This window comes from Ensifer meliloti (assembly GCF_030064585.1).
GTDB classification, from domain to species: Bacteria; Pseudomonadota; Alphaproteobacteria; order Rhizobiales; family Rhizobiaceae; genus Sinorhizobium; species Sinorhizobium meliloti.
Genome location: NZ_CP120364.1, coordinates 1,371,753 through 1,386,481, shown reverse-complemented (window position 1 = coordinate 1,386,481; position 14,729 = coordinate 1,371,753). Strand labels below are relative to the sequence as shown.

The following is a 14,729-nucleotide window of genomic DNA, read 5'->3' as shown; positions in this document are numbered from 1 at the left end:
TGGTGGAGAAACGTATTCGGCGGATGGGACGCCGACGGTGACCTGTTCGGGCCGATACTGTTGAAAAAGTCCACAATTGGAGCTTACCGAAACTCGGCCAATTTTCGATATGAGCGAATGTTGCCGCTGGATGTCGTCTCAACTCCGCTACACGACTCACACGCCATTTGGGATAGAAGATTTCCTTCGCCTGGGTGGCCTACTCATAATCCTCGGGTTGAAGATAGAGGGCATAAGGCGTGGCGGTTAAACGCACATGCATTGGAGCAGGAGCGCCAGACCTCCCGAAGCGGCGTCAGGACTGGTTCGATGGATAGCTTGATCTCGATCCAGCCCGCCTCGTCTTCATAGACGAGACAGGTCTTTCCACGAAGATGTCCCGACTTCGCGGTAGCTCTCCGCGCGGAGAGCGTTGCCGAACGGGCGTTCCGCACGGTCATTGGAAACTACGACGTTCACCGGGGCGCTCAGGCTCTCCGGCATGACCGCGCCGATGGTCCTTGACGGGGCGATGAACGGAGTGGCTTTCAAGGCCTATGTCGAGCAGGTTCTCGTGCCGACCCTCACGCCCGGCGACATGGTCGTCATGGAGAACCTGCCGGCCCACAAGGCAGATGGCATCAGACAGGCCATAGAAACCGCCGGCCGCACGCTGCTCTATCTCCCGCCCTACAGCCCCGACTTCAACCCGATTGAAAACGCCTCCTGCTCAAAGTTCAAGGCGCTTCTGCGGGCAAGGGCCGAACGCTCCGTCGGCGCCCTGTGGAACACCGTTGGCGACATCGTCGAGCTCTTCGAACCGCAAGAGTGTGCGACCTACTTCGCAGCAGCAGAATATGACCCGGATTAAAGTGGACGTGCTCTAGCCGAGCGGATGACACTTCTACCCGTGGAAAAACCGTCGGAGCCGTTGTTGTTTTGAGCCCAAAAGGCCCTGGAACAAAAGCGGCGAGAGATGAGTTGTTACGGCGCCGCGCATTTCTCTGCGGCACCAGGTCCCCCAACCTGTTCAGAGTGCCCGCCTCGTCCCCTCGTGCGGGCACTCACATTTTTTAATGTTCATTTGCTCTGAAGATAGTCCATCAGCTTTTTTCGGTTCGACCTCGCCCCACGGATAGCTTCAATGGCCCTCTTCCGCGTCACTTCCCCCGCACGCCTGAGGTATGTAACCTCGTGCTACTTTTCTGAAACGAGCCCGTGGTCGGATCGTCGTGATGCATCCCTCCATGATCAAACATGAAGGATAGGGACCGTCCTGGATGACGAAAAGGCCAGGAAGCACACGCGGGGTCAGCTGTTGACCGACCGACGAGACAGATCACGGCCGACGGGCTCAATGTGCAAAAGCTGTTCTGAGATTGCCGGAAGGACAGCGCCGCTTACCTGCCGTCGGGGGCGGAATTTCGGAGCACCGGTGCTGCAGCGGCTATTATCCCGCCTCGATGGTTAGCAGGCAAAAGAAGCGCTCCTTCATAATTGGATGGGGGTGGTGGCCAGACGACGATGATGAGAAGACGGCGGCATCCCTTTCCACAAGATGGCGAATGTCGTGAGACACAAACAGAGCTGCGGCCCCCGAAGTGCCATCACAATCAATTCGGTGAGCAGGGCTGCGCGAAGCCCGAGCGCAGAAAACGAGCGATCCGGCCGCGCGGTTCCATTCGGAATAGCCGCTCAGACCTATGCGCGCGCCGAACGGGCGAAGGTCCGAGTAGGCCTTCAGACTTTGCGCCGGCATCCCTTCGGTCCGAAGTCCCAGCCCGGAACACGTCATGCTGGTTTGGGTTGGTAGGCAGGTTGCAGCCACAAGGACATTAACGTGAGGAAAGGAACTCCAATGCGGTATTTCATCAGGACGGCCCTCGCGGCAGGCCTTCTCGCGGGCACCACGCTGGGCGCGTTCGCGCAATCGAGCACAACGATTGGCACCGGCGGCACCAGCGCCGGCGGGGGGACCTCAAGCAGCACCGTCGGAACAGGCGGAAGCTCGGCTGGCGGCGGCTGCGATCCGAACACCAGCGATTGCCAGTCCGGCTCTGCATCGACACTGGGAACCGGCGGATCTTCGGCCGGCGGCGGTACGTCAAGCAGCTCCGTGGGAACGGGCGGATCAGCCGCCGGCTCGGGTAGCGCCGGCTCCGCTTCGACCCTTGGCACCGGCGGCTCTTCCGCAGGCGGTGGAAGCACCAGCAGCTCCGTTGGAACCGGTGGCTCAGCCGCTGGATCGGGTGGCGGAACATCGGATGAGACCACCGGCAGTGTCCAAGGCGATGAAAACAGCGCCCGCGACGCCGCCCAGGATGAGGAGAGCAATAAGAATTGTCCTCCTGGCCTCGCCAAGAAGGATGGCTCCAAGGGCAACAGACCGTCCTGTTGACATCAATCGGCTGGCTTCGGAGCACCCTTCCGAAGCCAGCGTTCTTAGAAGGAGGAGGCCCGATGACCTCCAGTTCATTTCTAGTCCCGGTTATCACGGCACTGTTCGCGGCTGCTATGGCGCCTGACCATGCCGCGGCGAAAGAGGTCAAACTCGACGACGGTTCGACGTGCATGGTCATCGAACAAGAACAGTCGGAAGGAGGCGGCGTTTCGTCGTCAGTCACAGCCGGGTCCGGCAGCGTATCCTCGTCGACGACGGTTGGCGGCGGCGCCACCGCGAGCGGTGGCTCTGCCACGAGCAGTTCCTCATCCTCGGTGACGAGCGGGTCCTCCGGTGGAGAGAGCTTTGCTACCGCTAGCGTGACCCGCCCCGACGGCACGACCATCACGCGCCGGTCGGATGGAACCTGCGCAATCATCAAGCCGAAGAAATGAAAGGAGCCGTGATGCTTCGAAGAACGATTTTTGCACTTTTCGTCGTCGCGTCGGCAACGGCCGCCTTCGTGCCAGCAGACGCTCAGGAGTGCGATGCGGCCGGAACCGTCGGATCTGGCGGAAGTGCTACGGCCGGTGGCACCTCAGCCAGCACGATCGGAACGGCGGGCACATGCAGAACCGATGACGGAACGACGTCATCGATTGGCGCAGGCGGAAGCGCAGCAACCTCGGAAGGAAAGGCAAAGAGCCAGACGAAAATAAACGACAATCCCTCCCAATTGCAGGGGCAGTCAAAGGCTCAGGCCATGGACAAAGGAACATTCAGCAAGTCGCAGACCAAGACCAAGGTTACGGACGACGGACTGCAGAGCCGCACGAAGACCATGTCCCATGTTCCGGGCGAAAAGCCGACCAAGAGCAAGACGAAAACATTGATCCCCCTGCCGCAGCCCGAGTGATTGCAGCATTCTCCTGAATGCCTGCTGATTAGACTTTGTCAACGATGGCAAGGGTCTTAGGCAGGCCGCCGCGCGAACCTTTTGTCATATTAGAGCTATCACCCCGAGCGGCCGCCGTCGCTAGCCCCTTGGGTGAGTGATGGGCTTAGATTGTAAAGATCGTCCCCTTCTCCACGGCTCTGAGGCTCCACCGTCTTAGCCGCACCGGAGTACTGGCCTTGCGAATGGGCACCGGAGAGGATTTCGGTCGATGCGCGACAGAGATGATTTCGGGCTGCCGGAACAAAAAAGCATCCGACGGCCTACCCACAAGCGCGACGGGACGCCGTGGAATGTGACCCCGGCCCGGATCACGTGTCTTTTGCTCTTAGACGCAAAAAGGCCCCTCTCTCTCGACGAAAGAAGAGGCCCAGCTTCTGAGCGTTCGAATTCACATACGCGCGAATTGAGAATTTCAAACGCCGCTGCAGAGACTGCACGGTCTCTGATTGTGGCTTTGGTTTAGCCCGAATAGGCGAGTAGAGACCGCAGCCGCATTGTGTTAACGCCGCGCGCAGCCGTCCCGGTGGCGGACGGGGCGGTCAGAGGCCTGGCGCCTGCCTCCAGCGACGGGCCTCGCCGGGCCCATATTCTGCGATGAGGCGCTGCGCCGTCGCCTGCAGACGGGCATAGATTGGGTTCGCCATCCGTCCTCCCTTCCTTTTCGAGAGCTCAGCCATATTTACGCCTTCATGCCGCAAGGCGCTTAGTTGAAGGACCTGGGGGACATGTCCGCCGCAATCAACATCCTCGTCACAATCCTATTCGTCATCGTTTTGCTCTATCTCGTGCAGAAGCTTCCGATCGACTCTACGATGAAGCAGATGGCTCAGATCGTGGTTCTGATCGTCGGCGCAGTTTCGTTGCTCAGCTCTCTGGGCGTGTTCTGATCGGCATAGCTACGCCACCGGACGGCGGGATGCCCAGGGGATTTGGCTGCTCTCGTTGAAAGAGCGCGGCGTATTCCTGTCCCAGGATCCTGTCGACGCGCTCTTTATCATCGAGGCCGGCTATCCAGATCTGCGATCCGTTCGGCAGCTCGACATAGAAGTCGGTCTTGTCAAACCCTCACCCGAACCGACGGGAAGCAAAGGGCCAGAACTTTGGGCAGCGTATCGGACCAGACCGACGTCTTCGCGTGGTTGAACCGAAATCTGACTATGACATGCCGCGAACCCGGAGCATTTATCGCTTTCTGGAGCATCGCCCGACAAAGAACGAACGTCTTTCCGGACCGAGACCCGCCGCGGAGCATGATGTTGCGCGCCGGGTCGGCGCCTCCCGCTGTTTCTCCGTTAATCGAGCTACCTGCATGCACCACAGTTCGACATCCTCTGGCGAGACATTGAGGCTCATGCTCCCAGAGTGCTCGACACGCTCGATGAACAGCCGAGGTGCTTAGCGAGCTTCTCCAAGGCACTTGTCCCAGACCTTGATCTTGTGGACGTGCTCGACCTCACGGTCGCCGATGTTGCCGGTCACCACTTCGACCGAAGCGACCGCGGCGGCTGTGTCGTCATCCCACCCTTCAGGTCGAAGCAGCCTGCCGTTCGCATCGAACACGCGGCAAAGATCGGAGAAGCCGACACGGGAGAGCTCTTTCAAAACACGATCGACAGTCGCTTCCGCCTTGAGAGCGCCCTTACCTTGGATTTCGGCCACGCGGTCTTTGATGCTGTCATTTGCCGTCAGGCGGGAAGCGTTGCCCGTGTCCGGCTTATATCCCCGGACGCATACGCCTCATCGGCTGACTTGCCTTTGGCGAGTCCCTGCGCGAGCTTCTCCTGCCTCGCGTTCTATAGGACTGACATGGTTTAACCTTGGAAGGAATGCGCTTGAGGAGAAGGTCAGCAGCCACTCGTAAGTCGATCTCCGGGCCACCTGATCGAGGCGATAGCCCACTCGTTCCTGACGGCTTCATCCCTTCCATGCCCTCAGGGCCGGAATTGTATTCGGCGACGCGATACGGCTCATTCGGTCACCCTTCTGCTATACTTCTGAGAGCCGACGAATTGTCGAGAGGACACAAACCATGTGGCTCGAACTGCACGACAACAACGGACCAGTCTTCGTCAACATGAACGCTGTGACGCACTTCCAGCGGGTTGAAGGTCAACGACGCACCACTCTTGTCACCTTCGCTCCCAAAAACGCAGATTGCGTGACGTTACAGGTTAAGGAATCCCCTGACGAGATAATGGAAATGCTCTGGGATGAAGACTAACGCAGATAGCCATCGTCTCGAATCTGGTTGCAGGCCCGGGAATCGAACCCGTTCTTCGAGGTTATGGCCCTCGGCCTACCATTTGCCCTGCTGGCGTCAGAGTTGATTGCTGCGGATCAGTCCACTTTGAGGAATATTATTTAAATTAACCGACCTTCTTCTCCTTTGATCTGCCCGGTACCGTCGGGCGCGGGTCTGGTCGCGGCGACAGGATGCGAACCTCTTAGTCTTTGCCTCGAATTCCTCACATTCGGAACTGCTAATAATGGATGGACAGAGCCGGCGTTGCCTTCCTCGTACTCATCTGCGTTCTCATCGCTCTCGTGGTGAGCATCCTGGGGTTCGTTCCAGAAAATGAGGTGCCGCCCGATGTACCGGAAGTGGTTCCTCAGACGCCCCTAAGATGAAACGGGACGGTCGCTCTGTATGTTGGTTGAAGGCCCGGGAATCGAACCCGGACTTTCGTGGTTATGAGCGGTAGCTTACCATTTGTCCGCGAACGCGATGTGTAGTTATCTACCAGAAGTTTTCTGGAGCGAGTACTGTCCTGATGTCCACGTTTCTAAGGCAACTTTTCGTATTCGGTTTAGCTGCTGTCATCCTGCAACTGCCACAAAATGCCGTGTTGGCGGCTGATCCCTGCAAAGGCGTTGATACTAAGCTCAGCGCCAAACGCAAAGCCGACTACTCGAGGCTTGTTGCCAAAGGCCTTGATCAGAAGGTCCAACCGTCGAAGATCAGCATCATCAATTTTATGCAGGCCGGCACATGGACGATTGTATGCCGATGTCCCGGTTGCCGACCCAGGCTATTTTTTCTTCGACTCTTCGTCAGGAAACCCCGTGCTGAAGGATGTGTGGGGCGGCATCGCTGAGAAGAGTGAAGAACCCGAGATCGCAAAATGGGCAAGGAACTTAGGAGCAAACAAGATGATCGCATCATGCTTCGCTGACACGGTTTCAGGGTGAACACCCCCTTTTTAGGCTAACCGCCCGATTGGCACCGCCTGCCGGATAGCGCATTGGTGGCCGTCATTGACGACGCCGTTACCGACGTGTTTTAGGCGAGGTATGGGGTGCGAGCCGAAATTCTTGGCCAGGAACGGCGGCGGCGTTGGGGTGACGCGAATGCCGCAGCATCGCGGCAATTTCCCACCGCCAAGGGTTATGACCGGCTCTGTCTCCCAGTCAAACGCTGCCAGAGCAGCCCGAAGCTCATCCACCGGTTTGTCGAATTTAATCGGTGCAGAAAGGGTCGCTCACCGCTGAACGAAGTAGTGTCGCCGTCCGAAGAGCTCTGCCGTGTTCCAAACCTGCTAGAGCGGGATGCATTTAGGCGGAATCGGAAAGGGGATTCCTTTTTCTGCGCAAATCAGATTCACCATTCAGGCCGGTGAAGGAGGCCGGCCTTTATGGCGAGACCTTTTTCGAATGATCTTCGGGAACGCGTTGTCGATGCGGTGACGGGCGAGGGCCTATCGTGCCGGGCAGCGGCCAAGCGCTTCGGCATCGGCATCAGCACCGCGATCGATTGGGTGCGGCGGTTTCGCGAGACGGGCAGCGCCGCACCCGGCCAGATGGGTGGGCACAAGCCCCGCAAGCTTTCCGGTCCGCACCGGGCTTGGCTGCTTTGCCGCTGCCGCGAGCGCGACTTCACGCTGCACGGACTTGTCGCCGAGTTGAGCGAGCGCGGCCTGAAGGTGGATTATCGCGCCGTCTGGACCTTCGTGCACGAAGAGGGGTTGAGTTATAAAAAAAGACGCTGGTCGCCAGCGAACGGGAGCGGCCCGACGTCGCCCGCCACCGGGCACGATGGCTGAAGCACTGCCCCGGAATTGATCCCGCCCGCCTCGTTTTCATCGATGAGACCTGGACGAAGACGAACATGGCGCCGCTGCGGGGCTGGGCGCCTCGCGGCGAACGACTGGTGGGCTACGCCCCCTTCGGCCATTGGAACACCATGACCTTTGTCGCCGCACTCAGGGCCGACCGCGTCAGCGCTCCCTTTATCCTCGATGGCCCGATCAATGGCGAACGCTTCCGCATCTATGTCCAGCAAGTTCTGGTGCCGGAACTCAAAGCCGGCGACATCGTCATCCTGGACAATCTCGGCTCCCATAAGGGTCAGGAGATCCGCGCCGCCATCCGTAAGGCCGGCGCCCGCCTGTTCTTTCTGCCGAAATATTCCCCCGATCTCAATCCGATCGAAAAGCTCTTCGCCAAAATCAAGCACTGGTTGCGTGAGGCACAGGCCAGATCACGCGATGCAATCCATGACGAACTGCGCCACATTCTCCAAGCCGTCACCCCACAGGAATGCGCAGCCTACTTCAAAGAGGCGGGATATGAACGGGCTTAAATACATACCGCTCTAGTTTCCGGCTGTCGACCCGGCCACTCAGGATGACTTCGGCTCTCTGCACACCAACCTGGATCTCCGAAGCGTCGATGGAACTGTTGTGGCTAAGGCGATTGCTTCCGTCTTCCCGGATGCGTTCATCCGAGCGCGATAGCCCTTGGGCTCCCGTCCGCGAACCTGCCCAAAGCAAGGGCTTGGTTGCTGTCTGGCGGTGCCCAGCAGTGTACATCGCACCTCGAAGTTCTTCGTCACCCGCTCTTTCGCTGGACAGGAACGGCGGACCCAGACTCCTCCGCGGCAGCGTTCAACAGTGAAGAGGCGGTGGTCGGCTCGCACAAACGGCGCGGCTCATACCCAATAGGGTGCAATTCCGTAGTAGTCGTAGACGCGGCGGCCGCTCTCAGGACTCCAATCGTAATCCTGGCCCGCAGGATATCTCGGCGCACCCTCGACCTGCTCCTTGGTGATGTTCACTTGGAACCCACCGAGGCCGGTATTGTAATCAAGCATTTCCAGGGAAGCGGGTAATGCTCATGTCCAATACCGAGTATGCCGCCGAAACTCATCACAGCATATGCTACGCGGCCGCCGCGCTTTTCCAGGATGATCCGCTCGATAGAGCCGACATTTTCGCCATTCATGTCATAGACGGCGGTGCCTACCACCTTATCGCTGGCGATAAGATCGTGTGATTCGTGTAGATCCGGGTTCACCATCTTCGTTCCTCCTTAAGGCGCGCGTAACAAAGCAAGTGCCTAACGGTGCGTCAGGCAACTTGTTCCTTCGCTCGAGAATCAATGGCTAGGCGGTCGGATCGAGCAATCTTCGCGGGCTGACCGCTGCACACGGATTCGAGCGCATAGCTTCGAGGGTTCGGAGCTCCGCCGATCGGTCGATTCGTATTGCCACAACCGGATGCCTCTCTGCCGGGGGCATCATCCAAGGCGCTCTCCGACCATAGCCTCCGCACGTCTTCGCGCATCGATTCGCGGACCTTTTCCACCTGACAGCGATCGACGTGCTGTGAAAGTACGTGGAAGACAACTGTGTTGCATCCCGCGAATTGACCGGGCGGATGCTTGCCAAGCCACGGGCGACCTCTTTGAGGAACCCGTCGAACGAGCGGGCTTCATTCGGCTGTCGTTCCGGCCGCCACGGGTCGTAGTAGGTACCGCGCACCAGGAGCGGCAGCTGCGATCCAAAGTGGATCGAGAGATCGACAGGCAGACGGTCGCGAAGTGCCCTCAGCACGGCACCAAGCACATGCCAGGCGATCTGGCGGTCCGGGCTTAGTTCGGCCATTGATTTTGTCGAGCCAGCTTCCTTCGGGCCAACTGACCTTTTGGGTTCGCAGCCTGGAGAACGGCCACGCCCCCCGAGAATCAGCACGACCGCAAAGCCTCCAGAAGACGCTGGTATGTCGGTGCAAGCCGCCTAAGCAGATCTGCCGCTTCCGCGTCATTGCCGGTGACCAGGGGATACTGCAATGCCCCTAGCAGGGCCGCTTGCACTGAGGCGATATGAGCAGCGTCTGTATAGCCAATCCGGGAAAGGCAAGTGGCGGCATCGGCGAGCCGTCTAGTGCCAACGCGGATTGCAAAATGAATCAGGTGTGCACGCAAGTCTTTGTCGCACCTCGCGTCGATCATGCTCGCCAATGCCTCGGCCGCCTCGCCATTACCGATGGTGCCTTCGGGGAGGTGTTGCGGCTTTTGCATGGACAACCACCTGATCGCGGCAGGCAGCGACGCTCTGATGCCATCGTCTTCATCAACCACGCGGACTTGTCGGAAACCGAAACGCATGGTGAAGGGCGTTCCATAGTCGATGGTTTCCGCCTGCCATGCGGTCAGGAAATCGCTGATCGGCAATGTTGCGAATGGGTATCCCTGCGGATCATGCAACTGCACCCGGTCACTCGCGAGACCGATGACGACGACATAGTGATCTGCGCCGATGGGGCCGTCCTTGTTCGGTTGGTACCGAAGCCAGCCCATCTCTACGGGACCGACCCAGACTGGACCGTGGACGAGTTGAGATCGGAGGCGCTCGAGTGCATCTCCGGCATTCCCACCACTCATGACGGACGACGTCCAGCCCATGGCATCGAGAGCGGCATTGAAGCCAGCCTCAGGCGTCCAGCCGAAGGGATCGAAGAAGGGCAGAGACCCGCCGACGAGCTGCATCCCGAAAGGGCTGCCGGTGGCGAACTCGATGCTTGCGGTGGATGGAGCGTGTTTGCCAAACATCATCGCGAACGCGTTCGCGTAGCAATATGGACCGGAGCCTATGTACGGAAAATGCTGCATGAACTTGCCTCTCAAATCTGGTTCCGAGGCAATGCAAGAGGGGCATTTTCATCAAAATTGTCAACGACCAGATTTTTTGAGCACGTGGCAGAGCACCTACGAAACCGAGCCGCGACGGCCATCTTTCCGCTAAACTGCTCTATTCTGGTACCTTCATCTATGGTTTCGAAGTGACCGCACGGTCATAAACGGTGTCGGTATCGTGCAACAACCAGACGGGCAAGAGACGTCCGCCTCTGCTCAATATCGGCGTCCCGGCAAACTTATCGCGCGGTGCTTGGATTTACCAGAGCGCCGCCGCGGCATCGGCTTCGGCACCTCGACGAGCGAGGCGACGGGTACGCTCGACCGACGCCACATATCGTCAACCGATGCGAAGCGTGTAAGCACTCGCCAAAGCCAGTCATGAAAGCGACCCTGACACCAAATTTCACAGCTTACTTCAGCCGTTGACCTCGATGTGGTTGTCCTCGCACCAAGTCCTCAAAGCGATTTCCGTGGCTTTTTGCTCGAAGGCGTACCACCGAGCGGTAGCGTGCCTGTGCGCCAATAGGTCCTTGAAACGGGCATACGCACCCGCCCGGCTGAAGATCTCGCGAACCTTGTCGTAATCGTCGGGCAGGTGGTGGCGCGCGAACTCCAGCACCAGCGGCTTGCCGAGGTCGATCTCTCTCTTATCTGGAATGGGGATGTACTTTTTGCTGTCCTCGACGTCGCCAGGTAGTACGTCGACATCGTCCGCCGAGTCCCAATGCCAGTGGATCTTGCCTGTCTCCTTGCACAGGTAAGCCGCGTTTTCACCGCTGCCGGCGGAGTTCACGAAATCGAACGCATCCAGAAGCTCGCTGAAGTCCACCGCCGTTCCCGCACTGCTACTCATGAGCCTGCCTTCGCCAACACAACTCGAGATTGGAATAGGTCGCAAATTTGGATTGTCCTGCAACTTTCAAGAAGACTGCTGCGTCGCCCATTGACTACATACTCAAGCGCTGGTCCAACTTCGCCCTTGCCGCCGGGGACGGCCCGATCTGTGTGACAAACTGCCGCCTGCTTCCGCGTGAAAGCGCGGGCTCAGATCGAGGCCGAAATTCAGCTCGCCGCTTCAATCGAAGTCGGCGGTAAGCCGCAGCCTCTCGCGACTCCGGCAGCGGCCTCGGCACACGAGTTTAGAAACTACTAACGACACTAATTAGCTTTCACAAACGGAAGCGAGGTCGCATCTATTTTCCGTCGTCCAGAGGTCTAGTAGTTTCACCCGCATTTACTATCGCTGCGCCCAGTATCGATAATTACAGGAGCGCTCACCTGTCAAATCCGCGGAATCCCTGACCGCCAGTGGACTCGTTCTAGCGACGTTCACAACGATCGTTTGCCGATATTTTCGGACAGGGAAAGGCGGTTCCAAGCGACACGAGCTCAAGGAATTCCGATACCATCGACACGACATGCCGTCGCCGTCGACATACTCGGACCATCGATCGGAATCAGTCCGCTACGTGCTTCAGCATTATTACTCGGGCACTGGGCGAGCGGGTCGTCAGCCACGGAGGTGGGCGCCTGCGGTGGCGGCGTCGGCTTCAAGCCGGATGATGCAGGACGCTGAGCCCACCATCCACCGTCAGGCACGTCGCGTTCATGAAAGGGCACTCGTCCGAAATCATGAAGACGGCGGCGCGGGCGATCTCTTGTGCAGTCGCAATGCGGCCGCCCGGGTGAAGCTTCAGGGTTGCCGCCTCGGCTGCCGCCGGGTCCGGAAAGCTGTTCCAGTAGTCGTACGCCTTTTGGGTCAAGACATAACCCGGTGCCAGCGCATTCACGCGGACCCCCTTCGACGCATATTCGATGCCGAGCGCCTTCGTCATGCCGATTAGCGCGTGCTTTGCGACTGGATAGGGAAATGTGTGCGGAATGATGGTGAAGGCATGGGTCGAGGCGATGTTGAGGATCGCCCCGCCGCCCTCTTCGATCAGGCCAGGCAGCACCGCCTTGCAGCAGTTCCAGGCGCCACGGAGGTTGATGTCGAAACAGCGCTGCCAATCGGCATCGCTCATCTCTAGCGGCTCCGAGAAGACGTTGACCCCGGCATTGTTGACGAGCGCATTGATCGGACCGATCGATGAAGCGGCTGCCGGCACCACCGCCTCAATCGCATCAGCGTCCGTAATGTCGGCCTCGGCGTAGGCGAGCGTCTGCCCCTGCCGCTGCAGCCGCTTAGCCTCCTTTTCGAGCAGGGGGCCGTCGCGGTCGACGAGGAAGAGTGCCGCCCCCTCCGACAGGAACACTTCGGCAATCGCGAGACCGATGCCTTGCGCCGCACCGGTCACCATGATCCGCTTACCTTGGAGCCGAGAGCTCAACCCATCTCTCCCTTTGATCGACGTTATCCCCTCACCACTCGGCCACACTGCCGTCCGAATGGCGCCAGACCGGATTGCGCCAGCGATGCCCCTCCTTCGCGCGTTCCATCACATAGGCCTCGTCGACCTCGATGCCGAGACCGGGACCCTGCGGAATGGAAACGAAGCCGTCTTCGTAAGCGAAGACCTCCTTGTTGGAGATGTAGTCGAGGATGTCGTTGGCCTCGTTGTAGTGGATGCCGAGGCTCTGTTCCTGGATGAAGGCGTTATAGCTGACCGCGTCGACCTGCAGGCAGGCGGCAAGGGCAATCGGCCCGAGGGGGCAGTGCGGCGCCAGCGCCACGTCGTATGCCTCGGCCATAGCGGCGATCTTGCGGCATTCGGTGATCCCGCCGGCATGAGAAAGGTCCGGCTGGATGATATCGACAAAGCCGTCGGAGAGAACCGATTTGAAGTCCCAGCGCGAATAGAGCCTTTCGCCGAGTGCGATCGGCGTCGAGCAATGATTGGCGATTTCCCTCAGGGCTTCGCGGTTCTCCGAAAGGACGGGCTCCTCGATGAACATCAGCTTGAACTGCTCAAGCTCCTTGGCGAGAACCTTCGCCATCGGGCGATGGACCCGCCCGTGGAAATCGACGCCGATGCCGATATGAGGGCCGATCGCATCGCGGATGAGCCCTATCGTCTCCACCGCCTTGTCGATCTTCTCGTTGGTATCGACGATCTGCATCTCCTCGCAGCCGTTGAGCTTGACCGCCTTGAAGCCACGGGCGACCACCTCGCGCGCATTGTTCGCGACATCGCTCGGGCGGTCGCCGCCGATCCAGGAATAGACCTTTATCCTGTCACGGCACTGGCCGCCGAGCAGAGAGTGGACGGGCTGACCGAGGGCCTTGCCCTTGATGTCCCAAAGCGCCTGATCGATGCCGGCGAGCGCGCTCATATGGATGGCGCCGCCGCGGTAGAACCCGCCTCGGTAAAGGACATTCCAATGGTCCTCGATCAGGAAGGGGTCCTTGCCGACGAGATAGTCCGAAAGCTCGTGAACGGCAGCTTCGACCGTCAGGGCGCGCCCCTCGACCACGGGCTCCCCCCACCCCACGACACCCTCATCAGTTTCGATCTTGAGAAACAGCCAGCGCGGCGGAACGATATAGGTCGTCAGCTTTGTGATTTTCATGAAATACGTCCAATCTGAGTAGGAATATCCGAACTGCGCCTATCTGGGCAGTCAGCCTTGCGGCGAATGCCGCTCGACGGCTACGGCGAGATCACGTGCGGCAAGGTCCAGCAGTTGATACGAACAGCTGCGCGCTGCAGCCGTGTCGCGCATCCGCAGTGCTTCGACCAATTGCCTGTGGATTTCCACGGCATCGCCACATGTGTCCGCCGCCTCGTTTGAGGCTTGCAGAGAGAATTTGAGACCGGCCTGGATGATGCTCGCCAGCTGCTGGAACACCTGATTGTGGCTCGCTTTCAAGAGCGATTCGTGGAAGGCGACGTCCGCCGCCGTGAACTTCACGATGTCGCCTTGGGCGTCCCTCATCTGCTGCCAGGCGCGCTCGATCGCGGCGATTTCCTGCACCGTCGCGCGCGCAGCAGCCAGTTCCGCCGCAATCGGTTCGATCGCACGACGCGCTTCCAGAATACAGTTCAGAAGATCGAACTGAAAAATCCGGTCACCGATCCACTCCAGGACCTGCTGGTCGAGAATGTTCCACTCGTCCTTGCTGCAGACGACGGTGCCGACGCGTGAACGACCGCGCACCAGGCCCTTCGATTCGAGGATCTTCAGCGACTCCCGTATCACCGTGCGGCTGACACCATAGCGCTCGCACAGGTCGTTCTCCCGCGGCAGAAAGCTGCCTGCTGGATAGTCGTCACCGCAGATCTCGGCGGCGATCGCCCGCGTCACATCCTTCTGGACACGGGGCCGCCGAGAAGGCGCGCCGCTCGGCTCCGTCGATTGATCCTGTTGTCCTTGCACCGAAATCTCCATGCGCGGGCCGTTATTCCTGGGACTTGAAGCGATGCTTATCGCAATTGAGCCGAAGTGACGACCCTTCGTAAGCCCCGCTGTATCAGACAGGCGCTTATCATTCATCATACCAACGCAATTGACAAGTATGATCTTTCCGTCATACACAAATGCGGCTGCTGGGAGCAG

Annotated in this window: 14 protein-coding genes and 4 pseudogenes; 9 read left to right on the top strand and 9 right to left on the bottom strand. The window is 59.3% G+C overall.

What is annotated here, in order from left to right:
* Positions 1 to 249: 249 nt before the first annotated feature.
* From PZL22_RS06385 to PZL22_RS06370, 5 genes and pseudogenes are all read left to right on the top strand, one after another.
* Positions 250 to 850 (top strand): annotated as a pseudogene (locus tag PZL22_RS06385) (IS630 family transposase); the annotation flags it as partial.
* A gap of 987 nt (positions 851 to 1,837) precedes the next feature.
* Positions 1,838 to 2,377, top strand: coding sequence for a hypothetical protein (locus PZL22_RS31375; RefSeq protein ID WP_003533110.1), 540 nt, complete (start codon positions 1,838 to 1,840; stop codon positions 2,375 to 2,377).
* A 62-nt stretch (positions 2,378 to 2,439) separates the two neighbouring features.
* A complete protein-coding gene (locus tag PZL22_RS06380) occupies positions 2,440 to 2,814 on the top strand; it encodes a hypothetical protein (RefSeq protein ID WP_003533111.1) in 375 nt (124 codons plus the stop codon).
* Between the two features lie 11 nt (positions 2,815 to 2,825).
* Positions 2,826 to 3,275 carry a hypothetical protein gene (locus PZL22_RS06375; protein WP_003533112.1) on the top strand — a complete coding sequence of 150 codons (450 nt, stop codon included), beginning with the start codon at positions 2,826 to 2,828 and terminating at the stop codon, positions 3,273 to 3,275.
* Between the two features lie 767 nt (positions 3,276 to 4,042).
* Positions 4,043 to 4,204: a Thivi_2564 family membrane protein gene (locus tag PZL22_RS06370; protein WP_003533114.1), complete on the top strand. Its 162-nt coding sequence runs from the start codon at positions 4,043 to 4,045 to the stop codon at positions 4,202 to 4,204.
* A gap of 27 nt (positions 4,205 to 4,231) precedes the next feature.
* On the opposite strand, the pseudogene PZL22_RS31370 reads toward PZL22_RS06370, so the two are convergent.
* A pseudogene (locus PZL22_RS31370) lies at positions 4,232 to 4,628 on the bottom strand (phage terminase large subunit); the annotation flags it as partial.
* 84 nt (positions 4,629 to 4,712) lie between these two features.
* Positions 4,713 to 4,988 (bottom strand): terminase small subunit, encoded by a 276-nt coding sequence (locus PZL22_RS06365; RefSeq protein ID WP_234708667.1) that lies wholly within the window; start codon positions 4,986 to 4,988, stop codon positions 4,713 to 4,715.
* Between the two features lie 358 nt (positions 4,989 to 5,346).
* On the opposite strand from PZL22_RS06365, the gene PZL22_RS06360 reads away from it, so the two are divergent.
* The 4 genes and pseudogenes from PZL22_RS06360 to PZL22_RS06355 all read left to right on the top strand — a co-directional run bounded on the left by PZL22_RS06360 (position 5,347) and on the right by PZL22_RS06355 (position 7,896).
* Entirely contained in the window at positions 5,347 to 5,538 is a 192-nt protein-coding gene (locus tag PZL22_RS06360) for a hypothetical protein (protein WP_003533116.1), read from the top strand.
* A gap of 269 nt (positions 5,539 to 5,807) precedes the next feature.
* The gene (locus PZL22_RS31365; RefSeq protein ID WP_074853760.1) at positions 5,808 to 5,945 is read left to right on the top strand and encodes an exopeptide; all 138 of its coding nucleotides are present in this window, start codon (positions 5,808 to 5,810) and stop codon (positions 5,943 to 5,945) included.
* Between the two features lie 143 nt (positions 5,946 to 6,088).
* Positions 6,089 to 6,506 (top strand): annotated as a pseudogene (locus PZL22_RS31360) (hypothetical protein).
* Positions 6,507 to 6,949: 443 nt separating this feature from the next.
* Positions 6,950 to 7,896, top strand: a protein-coding gene (locus tag PZL22_RS06355) for an IS630-like element ISRm2011-2 family transposase (protein ID WP_011970797.1) whose coding sequence is annotated in 2 segments (ribosomal slippage) — positions 6,950 to 7,289 and positions 7,289 to 7,896 — 948 coding nt in all. Because the reading frame shifts where the segments join, the coding sequence is not laid out codon by codon here.
* Positions 7,897 to 8,244: 348 nt separating this feature from the next.
* Here the strand turns inward: PZL22_RS06355 and PZL22_RS06350 are convergent.
* From PZL22_RS06350 to PZL22_RS06320, 7 genes and pseudogenes are all read right to left on the bottom strand, one after another.
* Positions 8,245 to 8,612 (bottom strand): annotated as a pseudogene (locus tag PZL22_RS06350) (PRC-barrel domain-containing protein).
* A gap of 85 nt (positions 8,613 to 8,697) precedes the next feature.
* The gene (locus PZL22_RS06345; protein WP_284718289.1) at positions 8,698 to 9,198 is read right to left on the bottom strand and encodes a DUF2267 domain-containing protein; all 501 of its coding nucleotides are present in this window, start codon (positions 9,196 to 9,198) and stop codon (positions 8,698 to 8,700) included.
* 80 nt (positions 9,199 to 9,278) lie between these two features.
* Positions 9,279 to 10,205 (bottom strand): YobF C-terminal domain-containing protein, encoded by a 927-nt coding sequence (locus tag PZL22_RS06340; protein WP_127614501.1) that lies wholly within the window; start codon positions 10,203 to 10,205, stop codon positions 9,279 to 9,281.
* Positions 10,206 to 10,647: 442 nt separating this feature from the next.
* On the bottom strand, positions 10,648 to 11,085 hold the full coding sequence (locus PZL22_RS06335; protein ID WP_284718288.1) for a UPF0158 family protein: 438 nt from the start codon (positions 11,083 to 11,085) through the stop codon (positions 10,648 to 10,650).
* A 697-nt stretch (positions 11,086 to 11,782) separates the two neighbouring features.
* Entirely contained in the window at positions 11,783 to 12,562 is a 780-nt protein-coding gene (locus tag PZL22_RS06330) for an SDR family oxidoreductase (protein ID WP_284718287.1), read from the bottom strand.
* A 31-nt stretch (positions 12,563 to 12,593) separates the two neighbouring features.
* Complete coding sequence (gene dgoD / locus PZL22_RS06325; RefSeq protein WP_003526505.1) at positions 12,594 to 13,742, bottom strand: galactonate dehydratase; 1,149 nt, start codon at positions 13,740 to 13,742, stop codon at positions 12,594 to 12,596.
* Positions 13,743 to 13,793: 51 nt separating this feature from the next.
* A complete protein-coding gene (locus PZL22_RS06320; RefSeq protein ID WP_284718496.1) occupies positions 13,794 to 14,561 on the bottom strand; it encodes a FadR/GntR family transcriptional regulator in 768 nt (255 codons plus the stop codon).
* Positions 14,562 to 14,729: the final 168 nt, after the last annotated feature.